This window comes from Polymorphospora sp. NPDC051019 (assembly GCF_040683055.1).
GTDB lineage: Bacteria > Actinomycetota > Actinomycetes > Mycobacteriales > Micromonosporaceae > Polymorphospora > Polymorphospora lycopeni.
On the sequence record NZ_JBFBCH010000006.1, the window covers coordinates 314,750 to 330,073 of the forward strand.

16 protein-coding genes and 2 pseudogenes are annotated in these 15,324 nt (G+C 70.5%); 8 read left to right on the forward strand and 10 right to left on the reverse strand.

Going from position 1 to position 15,324, the window contains the following annotated elements; genetic code table 11:
* Complete coding sequence (locus AB0M79_RS14570) at positions 1-738, forward strand: DUF3618 domain-containing protein (protein ID WP_364212718.1); 738 nt, start codon at positions 1-3, stop codon at positions 736-738.
* 230 nt (positions 739-968) lie between these two features.
* Entirely contained in the window at positions 969-1,466 is a 498-nt protein-coding gene (locus AB0M79_RS14575) for a hemerythrin domain-containing protein (protein WP_364212721.1), read from the forward strand.
* Here the strand turns inward: AB0M79_RS14575 and AB0M79_RS14580 are convergent.
* The 4 genes from AB0M79_RS14580 to AB0M79_RS14595 all read right to left on the reverse strand — a co-directional run bounded on the left by AB0M79_RS14580 (position 1,456) and on the right by AB0M79_RS14595 (position 4,483).
* Positions 1,456-1,803: a hypothetical protein gene (locus AB0M79_RS14580; protein WP_364212724.1), complete on the reverse strand. Its 348-nt coding sequence runs from the start codon at positions 1,801-1,803 to the stop codon at positions 1,456-1,458. The two genes, AB0M79_RS14575 and AB0M79_RS14580, sit on opposite strands and share 11 nt — an antisense overlap.
* 45 nt (positions 1,804-1,848) lie before the next feature.
* Entirely contained in the window at positions 1,849-2,955 is a 1,107-nt protein-coding gene (locus tag AB0M79_RS14585) for a putative manganese transporter (RefSeq protein WP_364212727.1), read from the reverse strand.
* A gap of 63 nt (positions 2,956-3,018) precedes the next feature.
* On the reverse strand, positions 3,019-3,876 hold the full coding sequence (locus AB0M79_RS14590; RefSeq protein WP_364212730.1) for a manganese catalase family protein: 858 nt from the start codon (positions 3,874-3,876) through the stop codon (positions 3,019-3,021).
* On the reverse strand, positions 3,824-4,483 hold the full coding sequence (locus AB0M79_RS14595) for an ATP-binding protein (RefSeq protein WP_364212733.1): 660 nt from the start codon (positions 4,481-4,483) through the stop codon (positions 3,824-3,826). Before AB0M79_RS14595 ends, AB0M79_RS14590 begins: the two co-directional genes overlap by 53 nt.
* Before the next feature lie 249 nt (positions 4,484-4,732).
* On the opposite strand from AB0M79_RS14595, the gene AB0M79_RS14600 reads away from it, so the two are divergent.
* Complete coding sequence (locus AB0M79_RS14600) at positions 4,733-5,377, forward strand: response regulator transcription factor (protein WP_364212736.1); 645 nt, start codon at positions 4,733-4,735, stop codon at positions 5,375-5,377.
* Between the two features lie 35 nt (positions 5,378-5,412).
* On the opposite strand, the gene AB0M79_RS14605 is transcribed toward AB0M79_RS14600, so the two are convergent.
* A complete protein-coding gene (locus AB0M79_RS14605) occupies positions 5,413-5,991 on the reverse strand; it encodes a hemerythrin domain-containing protein (protein WP_364212739.1) in 579 nt (192 codons plus the stop codon).
* Positions 5,992-6,178: 187 nt separating this feature from the next.
* On the opposite strand from AB0M79_RS14605, the pseudogene AB0M79_RS14610 reads away from it, so the two are divergent.
* Positions 6,179-6,706: pseudogene (locus AB0M79_RS14610) on the forward strand (helix-turn-helix domain-containing protein); the annotation flags it as partial.
* On the opposite strand, the pseudogene AB0M79_RS14615 reads toward AB0M79_RS14610, so the two are convergent.
* The 3 genes and pseudogenes from AB0M79_RS14615 to AB0M79_RS14625 all read right to left on the reverse strand — a co-directional run bounded on the left by AB0M79_RS14615 (position 6,688) and on the right by AB0M79_RS14625 (position 9,382).
* Positions 6,688-7,255: pseudogene (locus AB0M79_RS14615) on the reverse strand (dihydrofolate reductase family protein). The pseudogenes AB0M79_RS14610 and AB0M79_RS14615 overlap by 19 nt on opposite strands.
* Positions 7,256-7,495: 240 nt before the next feature.
* Positions 7,496-8,755 (reverse strand): cytochrome P450, encoded by a 1,260-nt coding sequence (locus AB0M79_RS14620; protein ID WP_364212742.1) that lies wholly within the window; start codon positions 8,753-8,755, stop codon positions 7,496-7,498.
* A gap of 207 nt (positions 8,756-8,962) precedes the next feature.
* A complete protein-coding gene (locus AB0M79_RS14625) occupies positions 8,963-9,382 on the reverse strand; it encodes an Lrp/AsnC family transcriptional regulator (RefSeq protein ID WP_364212745.1) in 420 nt (139 codons plus the stop codon).
* A 70-nt stretch (positions 9,383-9,452) separates the two neighbouring features.
* On the opposite strand from AB0M79_RS14625, the gene AB0M79_RS14630 reads away from it, so the two are divergent.
* Both AB0M79_RS14630 and AB0M79_RS14635 read left to right on the forward strand, forming a co-directional pair.
* Positions 9,453-10,076: a LysE family transporter gene (locus AB0M79_RS14630; protein WP_364212748.1), complete on the forward strand. Its 624-nt coding sequence runs from the start codon at positions 9,453-9,455 to the stop codon at positions 10,074-10,076.
* Positions 10,077-10,191: 115 nt separating this feature from the next.
* Positions 10,192-10,563 carry a hypothetical protein gene (locus tag AB0M79_RS14635; RefSeq protein WP_364212751.1) on the forward strand — a complete coding sequence of 124 codons (372 nt, stop codon included), beginning with the start codon at positions 10,192-10,194 and terminating at the stop codon, positions 10,561-10,563.
* Positions 10,564-10,645: 82 nt separating this feature from the next.
* Here the strand turns inward: AB0M79_RS14635 and AB0M79_RS14640 are convergent, their stop codons facing one another.
* Positions 10,646-11,878: a trypsin-like peptidase domain-containing protein gene (locus AB0M79_RS14640; RefSeq protein WP_364212754.1), complete on the reverse strand. Its 1,233-nt coding sequence runs from the start codon at positions 11,876-11,878 to the stop codon at positions 10,646-10,648.
* Between the two features lie 304 nt (positions 11,879-12,182).
* Between AB0M79_RS14640 and AB0M79_RS14645 the strand changes: the two genes are divergently transcribed.
* Positions 12,183-13,460: an MFS transporter gene (locus AB0M79_RS14645; RefSeq protein WP_364212757.1), complete on the forward strand. Its 1,278-nt coding sequence runs from the start codon at positions 12,183-12,185 to the stop codon at positions 13,458-13,460.
* 195 nt (positions 13,461-13,655) lie between these two features.
* Positions 13,656-14,528 (forward strand): alpha/beta hydrolase, encoded by an 873-nt coding sequence (locus AB0M79_RS14650; protein ID WP_364212760.1) that lies wholly within the window; start codon positions 13,656-13,658, stop codon positions 14,526-14,528.
* Positions 14,529-14,577: 49 nt separating this feature from the next.
* On the opposite strand, the gene AB0M79_RS14655 is transcribed toward AB0M79_RS14650, so the two are convergent.
* Positions 14,578-15,315: an FCD domain-containing protein gene (locus AB0M79_RS14655; protein ID WP_364212763.1), complete on the reverse strand. Its 738-nt coding sequence runs from the start codon at positions 15,313-15,315 to the stop codon at positions 14,578-14,580.
* Between the last annotated feature and the right edge of the window lie 9 nt (positions 15,316-15,324).

The following is a 15,324-nucleotide window of genomic DNA, read 5'->3' on the forward strand; positions in this document are numbered from 1 at the left end:
ATGTCCAATGATCCGGACCGTATTCGCCGGGACATCGAAACCACCAGGGACGAACTGAGCAGCGATGTCGACGCGCTCACCTACAAGGTGAACCCGAAACGAATGGCGGCGGAACCGGTACACCGCGCCCGCGGCCGGCTCGCCATGATCAGGGAGAAGGTGATGGGCACCGCCGGCCACGCCCAGGACTCTGCCGGTCACCGGGCCTCCGCGGCGACACAGCGCGTCTCGGGCGCGGCACAGGACGCCGCCCACCGGGTCTCCGGTGCGGCGCACCATGCGTCGGGCATGGCGGGTGAAGCGGCGCACGACACGTCCGACCTCGCCTCCAACCTGGCCCACCAGGCGTCCCATGCCGCGTCCTCGGCCGCCGGCCAGGCTCGGCGGGTCCCGGCGGAGACGTTGCACCGCGCTGAGGGCAGCCCGCTGGCCGCCGGCCTTATCGCCTTCGGCGTCGGGCTGCTCGTCTCGGCGCTCATCCCACCCAGCCAACAGGAACAGCATGTGGCCGGTCAGGCGAAGCGGAAGGCTTCGGAGCACGCGGACGAGGTCAAACAGCAGGTCGGTGGGATGGCACACCAGGTGCAGGAGAACCTGCGCCAGCCCGCGCAGCAGGCAGCCGACGCGGTTAAGGGCGCGGCTACACGCGGCGCCTCGACGGTACGCGACCAGGGCACGACGGCGGCCCACCACCTCCAGGACGAGGTGCGACAGAGCCGGACCGATCTCCGACACTAGGGCCGGCCGGCACACCGCGCAGCCGGGTGCCTTTCCACGTCGACAGCACCGAATACGCCTGACGACTGACCGTCGGCCATGGTTCGCTCATCCTCGGAAAACGTGACGGGCGGGAGCTGTGGGGCAGGCACGGGGGCGAGGTCGAGGCCTTTCCGGGCACTACCGGCCTCGCCGCCTCATCCTGCCGGCATGACGATCTGGACCGACCAACCAGTCAGAGGTGTATATCAGTGTCTACCGACGCCATCGAGTTGCTGACCAACGACCACCAGCAGATGCGGCGCATGTTCCAGGAGTTCCAGGCCGCCGGGGACGACATGACGAAGAAGGTGAAGCTGGTCGGTCAGATTCTCGAGGCGCTCACGGTGCACACCTACATCGAGAACGAGTGCATGTACCCGGAGACGCGCCGGCTTCTGCCCGACCTCGACGAGGAGATCCTGGAGTCGTACGAGGAACACCACGTGGCGGACGTCCTCAGCTTCGAACTGGCCATGATGGACCCCGACGACGAGAACTTCGAGGCCAAGACGATGGTCCTCATCGAGTCGGTGACCCACCACCTTGATGAGGAGGAGCAGGAATGGTTCCCGACGGTTCGTGAGGGTCTCAGCCGCGAGCAGTTGCAGGACATCGGCGCCCGGATGGTCGAGCTGAAGAAGAAGGCTCCCCGCAAGCCGACGGCGCCGCGGGCGTTGCAGCGGGCGATGGCGGCCGTCAAGGCCTGACCTGTTCTTCCGACCGGGCCAAGGGATCAGGGCTGGGTTCGGGCGGACGACGCGTGGGCCGAGCACCGAACACCGGCGCCGGGACGGCGCCGGCGCGGCTCGTGGAGCGGATCGGCCCGAGCCCTCCCATCAGCAGGCGACGTAGCAGGGAACGTCCGCCCTGCGCCGCCGCCACCGCGGCAATCATCGCCGCGGACGTCAGCAGTCCGACCTGCCACCACAACGGGAATCCGGCAAGCGCCGTCATGATCGACAGGACGACCGGTACGCAGAGCTTGAACCTGAGCTTGGCCACCGGGATCGATCCACCGTCGGTCGTTGGGCCGGTTCTGGGCATCGGGCACCTCTTCTCGTTCATCGCCGCAGCCACCACAAGGCCGCCTCACAGGAGCCACAGGACGGCGAGGCCGACGGTGACGGCCGGAACGGTGGTGATGAGGGTGGCCATCACCGCGGATCTGCGGCGGAGTACGGCCAGTGGGATGAGCGCGTCCCCGTCCTGGCTGACCGCGTTCGCGACCAGGGTCGGCAGTGGTAGCCCACCGCTGACGTACAGCCCGGTGAAGACGATCTGTACCGCGCACCCGGGAATGAGTCCTACAACGGCGCCGAGCAGCACGCCGAGGACTCCGGTGAGGGCCAACTGGGTCCCGTCGAAGCCGGTCGTCGTGCTCAGCACCTGCCAACCGAGGTAGGCGACGGCGACCCAGACCGTGATGAAGGAGGCTTCGTGGGCACTGTGCCGCAGGGCGGCACGGGCACTGCGCGGCTCGGCGGTCTCCACGGTGTCGTCGGCGAAGCGTCCCCGGCCAGCCATAAAGATCAACGCGGCGGCGAGGGTTCCGCAGCAGCCGATGACGAGGTACGGGTCGATCCCAGCCAGTGCGGTGGCCAGGAGCGACGGGTCGACGGCATGGAAGACCACGGGTACGGACACGACGAACCCCGGGATCGTCAGCGCCCAGAACGCGGCCGACATCAGGCGGGTCCGCCTGGGAACCGTGTCGGCCAGGACGGCGAGCGCGCCCGTCGGCTGTGCCGGAGCGGGAGTTTCCTTGATCGGGTGTTTGGCGGGACGGTCGTCGAGAGCCTTCGCCGGATCGATTCCGAGCAGGTCGACCACGTATCCGGTGGCCAGACCCACGACGAACAGCAGTGCGTGGATCTTCAGTGCGAAGACGGGGTTCGCCGCGATGACCACCCAGGACGAGTCGCCCATCGTCGCTGTCAGGGCCGCGACGACCGTACCGAACGAGACCTTGCCCCGGGCGTAGAGGGGCATCAGGATGATCGCGCCGCCGCAGCCGGGGCTGACCCCGAGCAGCGCGCCGACCAGCGGCCCGATTCGGGGACGGCGGGTGAGGCCGTCGGTGACACGATCGCCGTACCGCCACCGCAGCCATCCGAACACCGCCACCAGGACGGCGACGTACACGCCGACCTGCATGAACGCGTCCGCGAGCGGGCGGACCACAAGCTCGACCATCATCGGCCCCCCTCCGGTCGGGGCCGTGCCGGGCCCGGTGGTCCACCGGGCCGGGCACGGCCGGCGTCAGTGGCGACCGCCGGACGAACCGACGGGGGCGGGCGGCGGAGTCCCGTGCAGCCGCGGATCCGCCGGGGCGAGCACCGGCGCGGGGGCGTGCGCGGTCGGCGTCGCCTGGTAGCTGAACTCGCCCTTGCCGTCCGGGCTGGGGCCGGAAGCCCAGCGGCCCTCGGCCGCTTCCTCCCCTTCGGAGAAATTGATGTACTGGTAGGAGAACCGGTTCTCCTGTTCGGCGTCGGGGAACGCCTCCGGTACCGGCATCTCTTCCAGTCCGTCCTGCTTGAGCTGCTCGATCGCGGCGAGCCACATGTTTTGGTGCATGGTGTCGCGGGCCAGGAGGAAGCGCAGCATCTGCTTCACGCCGGGGTCGTCGGTCATGTTGAACAGTCGCGCGACCTGAAGCCGGCCCTGGGCCTCTGCGGTGACGTTGAGCTGGAAATCGGCGAGCAGATTGCCGCTGGCGGTGATGAAGGCGCCGTTCCACGGCACGCCGTTGCTGTCGACCGGCAGCGGTCCGCCACCGGCGTGGATGAAGTGCGCTGGGTTCGAGCCGCTGTAGATCGCGGTGAGCATCGGGTTGTCCTCGGCCGCCGCCTCCTGGGCCGACAGCGGCGCGCTGTCCAGCAGTCTGGCGATCATCGTGCAGATCATCTCGACGTGCCCCATCTCCTCGGTGCCCACGTCGAGCAGCAGGTCCTTGTACTTGCCCGGCAACCGGCAGCTCCAGCCCTGGAACAGGTACTGGTTGGCCACCGTCATCTCACCCCATTTGCCCCCCAGCACCTCCTGGAGACGGTTGGCGAATTCGGCGTCAGGGGCGTCCGGCTTGGCCTCGAACTGCAGGTCCTTGACGTGACTGAACATGGTGTCCTCCTCGGTGACGGATCGCAGACACCAGGCTCATTCCCATCTCGCTGGCCCGGCGGGGCCAACCGGCGGCCCACCGGGGCCATCGTCGGACCCGCCCGCCCCGGGGACCGTGACGCAGGACCACCTCGACCGCCACGCCCCGCGGCCGCAGTGGATAGGCCCGGACACGTCCACCCTGCGCGGCCACCAGGCACCCGACGATCCACAGCCCCAGACCGGACATGCCGGCCGAGGGCTCGCGCCGGCGCAGCATCGCGCGCACGGCCGCGCAGGACGTACCTTCGTCGGCGACCACGATCACCAGGTCGTCGGCGGGGATCCGGGCGGAGATCGACACCTGTCCGCCCGCCGGTCCGTGCCGCAGGGCGTTGTCGACAAGATTGATCAGGATCTGGCGTACGCGCTGGCCGTCGACCAGCCGGTCTGCTGCGCGCGGGCTGAGATGCAGCCGGGCCCGTTCTGACGGCACGGTGGCGAGGACCGCGTGCAGGACCTGGGTCAGCGGGATCCGAGCGCCGTCGTCGCCGGTCGTGGCGTCCCGTGCCAGGGCAGCTGCCTGTTGCCACACGCCGTCGAGATGCGCGGCCTGATCTCTGGCCAAGCGCAGGAGCGCCTGCCGGTCCTGGGCAGTGAACCGTCGCGAATCGTCGGTGAGTGCCCGCGTCAACGACGTGAGGGCGCTGATGGGGGTTCGTAACTCGTGGCACAGCGCCCGTAGCATCAGCGCGTCCGCACCGTCGGTGGGCCGGGCGTCGACGCTCGCGCCCCGGAGGCCCCGCAGCCGAGCGACAACGGCGCCGACCGCCCGCCGTGACGGCATGGTCAGTCCCGTCCGGGGTAACGTCGCGGGATGTCGGGCCCGGCGACGATCCGTATCGCGCTCGTCGACGACCACGCCCTGTTCGTCCGAGGACTCGAACTGCTGCTGCCCACCACCAGCAACGGCCGGATCCAGGTGGCGGGCACGACGAGCGACGCCGCGACGGCGGCCGCACTCGTCCGGGGATGCCTGCCCGATCTGGCCCTGGTCGATCTGCACATGCCTGCTCCCGGCGGGGTCCGTGCCATCATGGCGATCCGGCGTACCAGTCCCGGCCTGCGGATCCTCGCGATGTCCGGCATCGACGACACCGACACCGCGGTGGCGGCGCTGCGGGCGGGGGCCGAGGGCTACCTGCCCAAGAGCAGCGAGCCCGAAGATCTTCTACCGCCTCTTCTCGCCGCCCTCGAAGGATGGTCGGTGCTGCCCATGGACCTGTTGGCGGCGGTCGTCGCGCCGGCGCGGACCGGCCGTCCGGTCGCGGCGATCCTCGACGACCAGGAGCGGGCGCTGCTGCGGCTGATCGCACAGGGCAGCGGCACGTTGCAGATCGCCGACACGCTGCACATCTCCGAACGGAGCGTGAAACGGTTGACCGCCGCGCTGTTGCGCAAGCTCAGGGTCTCCAGCCGTGCCGAGGCCGCGGCACTCGCCGGCAGCGCCGGCCTGCTCTAGCCCTACCCCGGGGCACCGCCTTGCCGGTGCGAGCGTCAGTCCTCCTGGTCGCGGTGCTTCTCGCGCCAGTCGCGTACGGCGTCCCGGACCCGGTCGAAGACGGCCAGCGGCGGGCCGGCCACCAGGTTCGCCGCGGCGGATTCACCCGTATGCGGGTGGGGCCGGGTCGGGGCCGTCGCCTCGGCCACGCGCAACGCGCCGGCCATCCGGCTCAACTGGGCCGAGGACAGGCTCTTCCGTAGCGACGGGAACTCCTCGGTCTCCTCCCGCGTCGCGTGCGCGATGACCGCGTCGGAGAGTTTCGCCAGCCGCGCGTCGAAGTCGGGGTGGTCGACCCCAAGTTCGTATAGGGCGTGGAGTTCGTGCTTGGCCTGGTCTTCCTCGTGGCGGAGCCGCTCGGTGACCGAGTCGCCCCCGTCGATCCGGCGCCGGGCGCTCGGATGTACGACGATCTCCTCGGCGCTCTCGTGCACCGCGAGCAGCCGGACGAGGTCCTCGAACAGTTCACGCTTCTGTGTTCCCCCGGCGCGCGCGAGTTGGCCGAACAGGCTCTTGATCTGACCGTGCTGGTCGACCAGGAGATCGACCACGTCGTGCTTGACATTTGTCGTCACGTTTGCCACCCGCTTCCGGCTTCTCAGTCCCGAACGTCGTGTCCGTCTGTTCCCGAACCGGGAGGTTCCATGCGTTCCACCGGCGTTCGCGATCCGACAGGCTTGCAGCGCCGGTCGTCGTGCCTCGTGCGCCGTCGCCGTAGGCGGTGCTGCGATCTTCTCATCGGTGCGCGACATTGCCGCGCCCGCACCGGTACCGGAGGGCGCGACGTTCGTCGGCATCGAATTCGCCGTGGGCACGTCGCTGCGGGCCGTGCCCACGGCGGCCCTGGTCGACGGCGGCGTCGAACTTCCGGAGGTCACGCGCGGGACCTTTCGGCTCGACGGCGTCCGCTGGGAGACGCCCCGCGCCGACGACGCCGAGACCTTGGTCGACCGTCTGGTCCGCTCCGGGTCCGTGGTCCGTGACCCACTCGTCGCCGAGGTCCGCCGGGCCCACCGTCCAGCGGTCTCGGGGCGCACGGTCGAACGCCGGTTCCGGGCGGCGACCGGGCTCACCCGGGGCGCCGTGCGACAGATCGAGCGCGCACGCCGGGCGGCGGCGATCCTGGCCGCCGGCGTCCCGGTCGCCGATGTCGTCGTCAGGCTCGGATACTTCGACGAGCCCCACCTGGCCCGTGCGCTACGCCGGTACGTCGGGCGTACGGCCCGAGATCTGCGTACGGGCACCGGTGGTGCGATCGCCTTGGATCTGGATCATCCGACGACGTCGTAGATGAGCTTCATGACGCCGTTGGGATAGGCGGCGGACGACCGGAGGGTCAGCATCTGCTTGTCCCGGTCGGACCTACTTGCCGGATCCGAGCAGCACGGGGAAAAGGAGAAGGTGGTACCGGTCGATGAGTTTCGCCTCCGACAGTCGGCGGGCGAGTTCCGCGCTGCCGTGAATGAATATCGCGCCGCCCTCGCTTCGCTTGAGCGCGGCGACGTCATCGACCGAGCGCAGAATCGTCGTCCGACCCCATCCCTCGACGAGGGCTTCCTCGGGCAGCGTGGTCGAAACCACGAACTTGGGCAGTTCCTTGTAGGCGAGGTGGTCGTCCGAGTCACGCCAGATCGGCGCGAACGCCTCGTAGCTTCGGCGGCCGAACATCAGTGCCGTGGTCTGCTCCAGTTCCTCGCCCTTGAGCGAGAACGCCTCGGGCAGGAATTCGATGTCCTTGACCACCCAGCCTCCGCTGCGGTGTTCCTCGCCCGGCCCACCGCCCGGGGAGTCCACAACGCCGTCGAGCGAGACGAACGCGGTATAAACGAGATCACGCATGGTTGTACTCCTCGCAACCGGGCGACGGGGTCGCCGGGTAGATCGGCAATCGGCCGCTGCCCCACCCTGACCTGGCGTGGCGCAGCACTGACGGCAGGTTAGGCGGCGCCCACCGTGGCGGTCTTGTACGGAAACGACGACGAGCCGGCGCGATGTCATCCGAAACCCGAGGGCATCGAGGCCGCCATGTCGTGACGTCGGCAGCGGCCAGCCATGGAGCGAACGCGGTTGCCGTGCCCGTCAATCCGCCGTGAACACGACGGGCAGTGTGGTGAGCCCCCGGAGGAACGTATGTCGCCACCTGAGTTCTTCCGGTCGGACGGCCAGCCGAATGGTGGTGTAGCGGCGCAGCAGCGAGCTGAGCGCGATCTCGCCCTCCAGTCTGGCCAGCGGCGCGCCGAGGCAGAAGTGCCGACCGTGACCGAACGCCAGATGTGCCTGGTCGGACCGGTCGGGGTGGAAGGCGTCCGCGTCGGCGAAGCGGGTCCGGTCCCGGTTGGCCGACGCCAGACCGATACTGACGACGCTCCCCTCGGGTACGGCCACCCCGCCGATGGTCAGATCCTGGACGGCTGTCCGCAGGGTGCTGCGCTGGACCGGTCCGTCCAGCCGCAGCGACTCCTCGACCGCGGCGTGCAGCAGCGCCGGATCGTCACGGAGACGGTCCAGGCTGACCCGCTCCAGGAGCAGGCGCAGAATGGTGTTGCCGAGAAAATTGGTGGTGCTTTCGAAGCCGGCGACCAGCAGCAGGTAGAGCATCGCGACGACCTCTCGCTCGGCGAGCAGGCCCTGCTCGTCCCGGGCGGTGATCAACGTCCGGAGAAGGTCCGGACGGTCATCGAAGGCGGCGTCGTCCACGGTCGCGTCGCGGCGGGTTCGCTCGACCAGTTCGGTGAGGTATTCGCGTAGTGCCGCGTCTCCCGCGGCCCTGGTCATCGGCCGGTTTTCGACGTACGACGGGGTCAGTGCCGCCTCCGCCCAGACCCGGAACCTGTCCCGGTCGGCTACCGGCACCCCGAGCAGTTCGCAGATGACCAGGACCGGCAGCGGATGGGCCAGCGTTTCCACGAGATCGGCGCCGGCCCGGTCGGCGATGCCGTCGAGGAGATCGTCCGTGATCTGCTGGACACGGGGGCGCAGCCGCTCGATGGCCGCGGGGGTGAAGGCGCGTTTCACCACGCCGCGCAGTCGCGTATGGTCCGGCGGATCGCTGTGCAGCAGGTGCGCGGCGCCGAACTCGATCCGCTCCTCGGTCAGTTCGATACCGGCGGACTCGAGGGCCGTACGGGCGTGGCTCAGGTGATGGGCCAACCGGGGGTCGGTCAGCGCCGCCCGTGCCTCCTCGTACCGGCACACGAACCAGGTTTCCACCCCGTCGGGCTGGACGAGCCGGTGCACCGGTGCCCGCTGCCGCAGGTCGGCGTAAGCGGGGAACGGGTCGGCGACGCCGTCGAGGCGGAAGATCTCGCTGTACCGGGCGGGGGTACGGGGCTCGTTCACGGTAACTCCTCGGCGGCGGTACCGGGCCTGGCGGGACGGTCGGTGCCCGCACGTGAAGCGGGCGGTGTGGCACCACGGACGGGAGTGGTTCCACGGTGCCGCGCACCGGGCACGTACGCAGTGTGCCCCGGTGCGCTGTCGGACGCCATCCCCATGGCGGTCAGCCGGTGAAGGGGGCCCCGGGCGGGTCGGCAGCACCGACCGACGTCAGCGCAGCGCCATCCTCGTCTGTGTCTGCATGACGCCGCCGTCGCGCTTGAGCGCGCGTAACAGCCGGTCCAGCGCGGGCATGTCCCGCACCCGGACGCGCAGCAGGTAGTCGTAGGGGCCGGTCACGTGGACGGCGTCCACCACGCTCGAGACACGTCTCACCCAGGTCAGGAACTCCTCGGAGTCCCGGTCCTGATGCAGCCGTACGTCGATGAACGCCTCCATCCCCACTGCCGGATCCGGCTGCGCGTCGGCGAGCACGACCGTGAATCCGGCGATCACCCCCACCGTTCGCAGGCGGCGGACCCGGGCCGCGACGGCATTCGTGCTCAGCCCCACCTCGCGACCGATCGCGGTGAACGATGCGCGACCGTCTGCCCGCAAGATACTGAGAATCTGCTCGTCCACCGCATCCACACCACAAATCTAGCCGTCACACCGCGAAAATCTCTGCCGCTTCCGGCGGGATGGCCGATCGTTGCCCGGTATGGAGATCAGTAAGGCGTTCCTCGGCGGCATCCTCGCCGGCCTCGCCGTCGCCGTCCCCCTGGGCGCCATCGGCGTCCTGCTGCTCAAGGAGGGTGTCCAGCACGGCATCCGCCGGGCCTGGACCGCGGCAGCGGGGGTCGCCGCCGCCGACGTCGTCTACTGCACCGTCGCGGTCCTCTTCGGAGCGGTCACCGCCCCTGTCGTCACCGGGCTCGCGCCCTGGCCCGCCGTCGTGGGCGGCCTCGCCCTCGTCGGCATCGCCGCCCGTGGACTCGTCCGTGGACTCTCCAGCACGGCAGCGCCCGCGGCGCCCGACCGTTCCCCGGGTCCGCGACGGAGGTTCACGGCGTTCCTCGCCCTGACGATGATCAACCCGGCAACCCTCGTCTACTTCGCGGCGATCACCACCGGGCTCGGCACCGTGTCGCAGACGCGCGCGACGTCCACGGCGTTCATCGTCGGTGTCGGCCTCGCGTCCGTCGCCTGGCAGATCCTGCTCGTCGCCGTCGGGAGCACTCTCAAGACGCACACCGGACAGGGCGCGCAGCGGGTCACCGTGCTGGTCGGGAATGCCGTCGTGGGCGTCCTCGGTCTGCTGATCGTCACCGGCGCGGTCCTCTGAGCATCCCCGCCGCCGCATGGCCCGCCACCGACAGAACCGTCTGGGACAGACGCCCGACCGGCACCGTGGGTGGCGGGCAAGCCCAGTGGTCGCCGGGGTCGCGCCGGGTGGCGAGGTGGAAGGCGACGACGAGTTCGTGCGCGGCCGTGTCGAGGTCGATCTCCTCGCCGTAGGTGGTCCAGTCACGCCGGCCGGCCCCACCTACGGCGCGGAGCTGCCGTACCTGCGGATGACGGATGCCAGCTTCGGCCTCCCCGCAGCCTTCACGCCGCAGCAGAAGGCGCTCTCCACGCTGATGGTCGACTACTGGACCGGGTACGCCCAGCGGGGCGACCCGAACCACCGGGACGCCCCGCGCTGGTCACGCCACGACCCGGCCCGGGCCAACGCGCTGCGGCTGGCCCCCGGGCCGGGCGGCGTCGTTCCGATCGACGTCCGGGCCGCGCACCAGTGCGGATTCTGGGACGAGGTGGCCGACGCGGGCTGAGCCCGGCCGGCGACAGCCCCGCCACCCCGGCAAGGGTGGCGGGGCGTCACGCCGACACGGAAGGCGTGGCGGCCGGCCGGCGTCAGCCGTTGTCGATCAGGCTGGCGATCTCGTTGTAGATCAGGTGTGCCTTCGCGCCCTGGTTCGACGGGCAACCGCCGAGGTGGTGCAGGGCGATGACCTGGTGGTTGGCGTTCAGCACCGGCGAGCCGGAGTTTCCGCCGGAGGTGTCACAGCTGTAGCTGATGTTCCAGGTGTTGTAGTTCGCGTTCCGCACGGTGCACGTCGGGCCGCCCTGGCTGTCCTCGTAGATCGACAGCCGCTTCGGGCTGCCGTCGCCGTGCCCGGGGATGTAGATCCGCGTGCCGGTGGTGGTGGCGGTCGTCGCCAGGTAGAGCGTGCCGAAGCTCTGGATGCTGGCGAAGTTGTTCACGGAGTACAGGGTGTAGTCCAGCTGGTTCGATCCGCCGCTGCTCACCTTGTAGAGGGTGGCGCCACTCACCTTGGTGCCGGCGCCCGGGTTCGCGCCGCCGCAGGTGGCGCACTGGTAGTTGAACTGCATTTCACTGCCGCTGACCTGGGCCTGCGTCGAGAAGCAGTGCTTGTTGGTCAGCATGCGGTTGGTGTTGCCGATCCGCCAGGTGGTGCACAGCCCACCGCCGCTGATCAGCAGTCGCGCCACCGCCCGGCCGCGAGCGTATTCGGTGGGGTGACTGCTCTGGTAGCAGACCGCGTCGCGGCGGGCGTCGGTGCTGCACACAGACTGCGTGGAAGGGTTGTGCCGGGCGATCTCCGCGCGGTCGTAGCCGCGCCAGAACCGGTCGACGGTCGCCACGTTGCCACGGGAGGGGCGGCTGCTGTGCAGCGTCACCACCGCGGTGTCACCCTCCACCGACATCGCCCAGAAGCCCGGCTGCCCGTCGGTGGTGTAGTCCGAGCCGGTCGCCCGGTTCAGGTGGCGGTCGTACCGGTAGCTCTCCTTGCCATCGGGGCTCGACACGGTGACGTAGTCGCCGTCAGCCAGTTGCAGAGAGCTGAAGTGCACCTTGATGTACGTCGCGCCGGGGTGCTGGATGAGCTGTGTCCGGCTGTCCCCGGCGGCGGACAGTGTGCCGTCGACGATGCGTAGTTCACCGATCGTGGTGACACCCTCGGCCGAGAACTGGTCCGATTCGGGTGCCCGCTGTGACTGCGGCGCAAGAGGTGCGGCCGGGTACTCCTCGGCGGCGGCGGATACCGGCAGCAGACTCAGCCCGAGCGTGCAGGCGGCGAGCGCCACCGATGCCGTTCGCAGGCGGCGTAAGGCAAGGTTCATCGTCGCTCCTCTCCAGGAAACCAGCACCCAGACGTGCTTCCCGCCTTACTACACGAGGAGCGGCAATACATGCAAGTTTATCAATATCTTCGTGCCCTGTGCGCCACTTCGTCGACGCCACCGCGCCGGGATCGGAACCGTCGACATCGGACCGCGCGGCGACCGCACGCAGGGCGATCGCCGCCGGCCGCTCCCGCTCCGGCGGCGGAAAATCCGTGGATCTCGGTCCGTCCGACCGCCACCATGTCTCCCGGACATCTCCCCGGGCCGCGGCCCGACGATCGGGAACTGGCGGTAGCGATCGATGACGTGGCGACGGATCATGATCGACCTGGCGCCGCTGCGGGAGGCACCGGCCTTCCGCCGGCTGTGGATCGGGTCGACGCTGTCGGCTTTCGGCAGCCAGATGACCAGCTTCACGGTCGCGTTCCAGGTCTGGACCCTCACCGAATCCTCGCTCGCGGTCGGTGCCGTCGGCCTCGCCGTCGCCGGGCCGGCGATCCTGTTCGGTCTTGTCGGCGGGGCGATCGCCGACAGCATGGACCGCCGGCGGCTGGCGCTCGTCGCCTGCGTGGCCCAGGCGGTCATCGCCGCCGGGCTCGTCGCGCAGGCGATCGCCGGCCTGGAGCAGCTCTGGTTGTTGTACCTGCTGGTGGCGGCCGGCGCGACGGTCAACGCGGTCGGCGGACCGGTCCGGCGAACGTTCCTGGCCCGGCTGCTCGCCCCCCGCCTGGTCCCCGCCGGCGCGGCCCTCAACATGCTCGCCATGCACGCCAGCCTCACCACCGGCCCGATGGTCGCGGGCGCGCTGGTCGCCGGGTGGGGCATCACGGTCGCCTACCTCGTCCACCTGCTGACGTTCGTGGCCGCGTTCGACGGCCTGCTCCGGCTGCCGCCGATGCAGCCGGAGGGCGAGACCGCGCGACCGAACCTGCGCGCCATCGGGGAAGGGCTGACCTTCATCCGCCGCAGCCGGGTGATTGCCGGCGCGTTCCTCACCGACATCAACGCCACCCTGCTCGGCATGCCGTTCGCCCTGTTCCCGGCGATCAACGCCGCCCACTTCGGGGGCAGCCCGCAGACGCTCGGACTGCTCACCGCGGCGCCAGCGGTCGGCGGCGTCATCGGGGCGCTGTTGTCCGGGCCGATCGGCCGGATCAGACGGCCGGGCCGGGGCATCCTCGTCGCCGCCGCGGTGTGGGGGGCGAGCCTGGCCTGCTTCGGGCTGACGACTTACCTGTGGCTGGCGCTCGCCCTGCTCGTCGTCGCCGGGGTGGCCGACGTACTCAGTGTCATCATGCAGACCGCGCTGGTCCAACTCGCCACCCCGGACAACTACCGCGGCCGGGTCGGCGCGGCCGAGTTCGTCGTCGGCGCCGGCGTGCCGCATTTGGGCAACTTCCGGGCCGGCGCGGTCGCCTCGCTCGTCTCCCCCGCCGCCAGTGCCTTCATCGGCGGGTCGGCGGTCGTCGCCGGAACCGCCCTGATCGCGCTCGCGCTGCCCGAGTTCCGGCGCTGCACCGCACCGGCGACGACCGCCCCCGACGCGGCGAAGCAGCCCCAGCCGACTGGCTCGTCGTAACCCACCGGATGCCGACGGCGGCCCGCCCCGGCGGCCCGGGAAGGGGTCGCCCCGTGGGTGGAAGCCGTCGAACAGCGCGGTTTCCGTCGGTGGCGGGTGATAGCTTCGCGTCGAATCGCTCGACCGCGTCCTGCGGGTCCCGTCGCGGGCCAAGCCGACCGTCCCATCATCTTCACGTATATGGAAGGCCGCACCATGACCGAGGCAAGCACCCACACCCTGGACGTGCCGGGGGCGACTCTGCACTACGACGTCCGCGAGGGCACGGCGGCTGCGGCACCGACGCTGCTGATGATCGGGTCCCCGATGGACGCCACCGGCTTCACCAGCCTCGCCGCCCACTTCCCGGACCGTACGGTGGTGACCGTCGACCCGCGCGGGGCCGGACGCAGCACGCGCGTCGAAACCGGCGGCGAGTCCACACCCGAGCAGCACGCAGACGACCTGCACCGGGTGATCGAGGCCCTCGGTGGCGGCCCGGTCGACATCTTCGCCAGCAGCGGCGGTGCCGTCAACGCGCTCGTGCTGGTGGCCCGGCACCCGGAGCAGGTGCGCCTCCTGGTGGCGCACGAGCCTCCCGCCGCCCAGGTGCTGCCGGATCGGGAGCCGGCGCTGGCCGCGATCACCGACGTCCGTCGGGCATACGAACAGGACGGCTTCGGTGCGGGAATGGCGAGGTTCATGGCGCTCAGCGGCTTCCGGGGCGAGATCCCGGCCGACTACACCGGCCGGCCGGCGCCCGATCCGGCCGCGTTCGGCCTGCCCACCGACGACGACGGCTCCCGTGACGACGTGATGTTCCGGCAGAACCTCGTCACCTGCACGCACCACGAACACGACTTCGAGGCGCTGCGGGCGGCGTCGACCCGGATCGTGGTCGGCGTCGGGGCCGAGTCGGAGGGCGAGATGGCCCACCGCAGCGGGCTCGCCGTCGCCGACCGGCTCGGCACGAAGGCGGTGGTCTTCCCCAGCCACCACGGCGGTTTCCTCGGCGGGGAGTTCGGCTGGGCGGGCGAGCCGGACGCGTTCGCCGTGACCCTGCGGCAGACGCTCGACGAAGGCCGGTGAGGCGGGTGACTGGTCCGCGTCCGGGATGAGCCCGTAGGAAGCCGACCGGTCAGCCGGCGGCGGCTTCCGGGGTGGTGCTGATCGCGTCGCGCACCTCTTCGACCAGCTCGCGCATCGCGGTCTCGGCGCCCCAGGCGTCGCCGGCCGCAACGCAGTCCGCGACCCGGTCGTGCAGGTCGAGCGCCACCGGCCGGGGACATTTCGGCATCAGGCCGTGCTCGGTCCGTCCGGCGAGCACCTCGGCGATCACGCCGGTCAGCGCGGTGAACATCTCGTTGAGGCACGCCTGCAGCAGCAGCGCGTGGAACTCGACATCGGCGGCCAGGAACGCGTCGAGTTCGCCCGCCTCGCCGAGTTGCCGCATCCGTGTGGCCAACGTGCACAGCCGCTCGCGCACGTCGGCGGTGGCGTGCCGGGCGGCGCCCGCGGCGGCGAGTGGCTCGACGGCCACCCGCAGGTCGGTGAGGGTACGTAGCTGGTCGGCGCGGCCGGGGCCGTCGAGACGCCAGCGGATGACCCGTGGGTCGAGCACCCGCCACCGGTGCATCGGCTGCACCACCAGGCCGACACGGCGGCGGGATGCGACCAGGTTCAGCGATTCGAGGATGCGCATCACCTCCCGCATCACGGTGCGCGAGACGCCGAAGCGCTGTTGCAGGTGTTCCAGGGTGAGTGCGGTACCGGGGGCGTGCTGCCCGCCGGTGATTTCCAGCCCGAGGGCATCGAGCACAGCGCCGTGCATCACCGGCGCCGCGGCCCGCGCCGCGTCGCGACTCGCCTCGGCCATCAAGGGATC

What these genes read in the sequence shown, in the direction of transcription:
- AB0M79_RS14570 (WP_364212718.1), top strand. Translation starts at nt 1, where the DNA reads ATGTCCAATGATCCGGACCGTATTCGCCGGGACATCGAAACCACCAGG.
- AB0M79_RS14580 (WP_364212724.1), bottom strand. Translation starts at nt 1,803, where the DNA reads ATGCCCAGAACCGGCCCAACGACCGACGGTGGATCGATCCCGGTGGCC.
- AB0M79_RS14585 (WP_364212727.1), bottom strand. Translation starts at nt 2,955, where the DNA reads ATGATGGTCGAGCTTGTGGTCCGCCCGCTCGCGGACGCGTTCATGCAG.
- AB0M79_RS14590 (WP_364212730.1), bottom strand. Translation starts at nt 3,876, where the DNA reads ATGTTCAGTCACGTCAAGGACCTGCAGTTCGAGGCCAAGCCGGACGCC.
- AB0M79_RS14600 (WP_364212736.1), top strand. Translation starts at nt 4,733, where the DNA reads ATGTCGGGCCCGGCGACGATCCGTATCGCGCTCGTCGACGACCACGCC.
- AB0M79_RS14630 (WP_364212748.1), top strand. Translation starts at nt 9,453, where the DNA reads ATGGAGATCAGTAAGGCGTTCCTCGGCGGCATCCTCGCCGGCCTCGCC.
- AB0M79_RS14640 (WP_364212754.1), bottom strand. Translation starts at nt 11,878, where the DNA reads ATGAACCTTGCCTTACGCCGCCTGCGAACGGCATCGGTGGCGCTCGCC.
- AB0M79_RS14645 (WP_364212757.1), top strand. Translation starts at nt 12,183, where the DNA reads ATGACGTGGCGACGGATCATGATCGACCTGGCGCCGCTGCGGGAGGCA.
- AB0M79_RS14650 (WP_364212760.1), top strand. Translation starts at nt 13,656, where the DNA reads ATGACCGAGGCAAGCACCCACACCCTGGACGTGCCGGGGGCGACTCTG.
- AB0M79_RS14655 (WP_364212763.1), bottom strand. Translation starts at nt 15,315, where the DNA reads ATGGCCGAGGCGAGTCGCGACGCGGCGCGGGCCGCGGCGCCGGTGATG.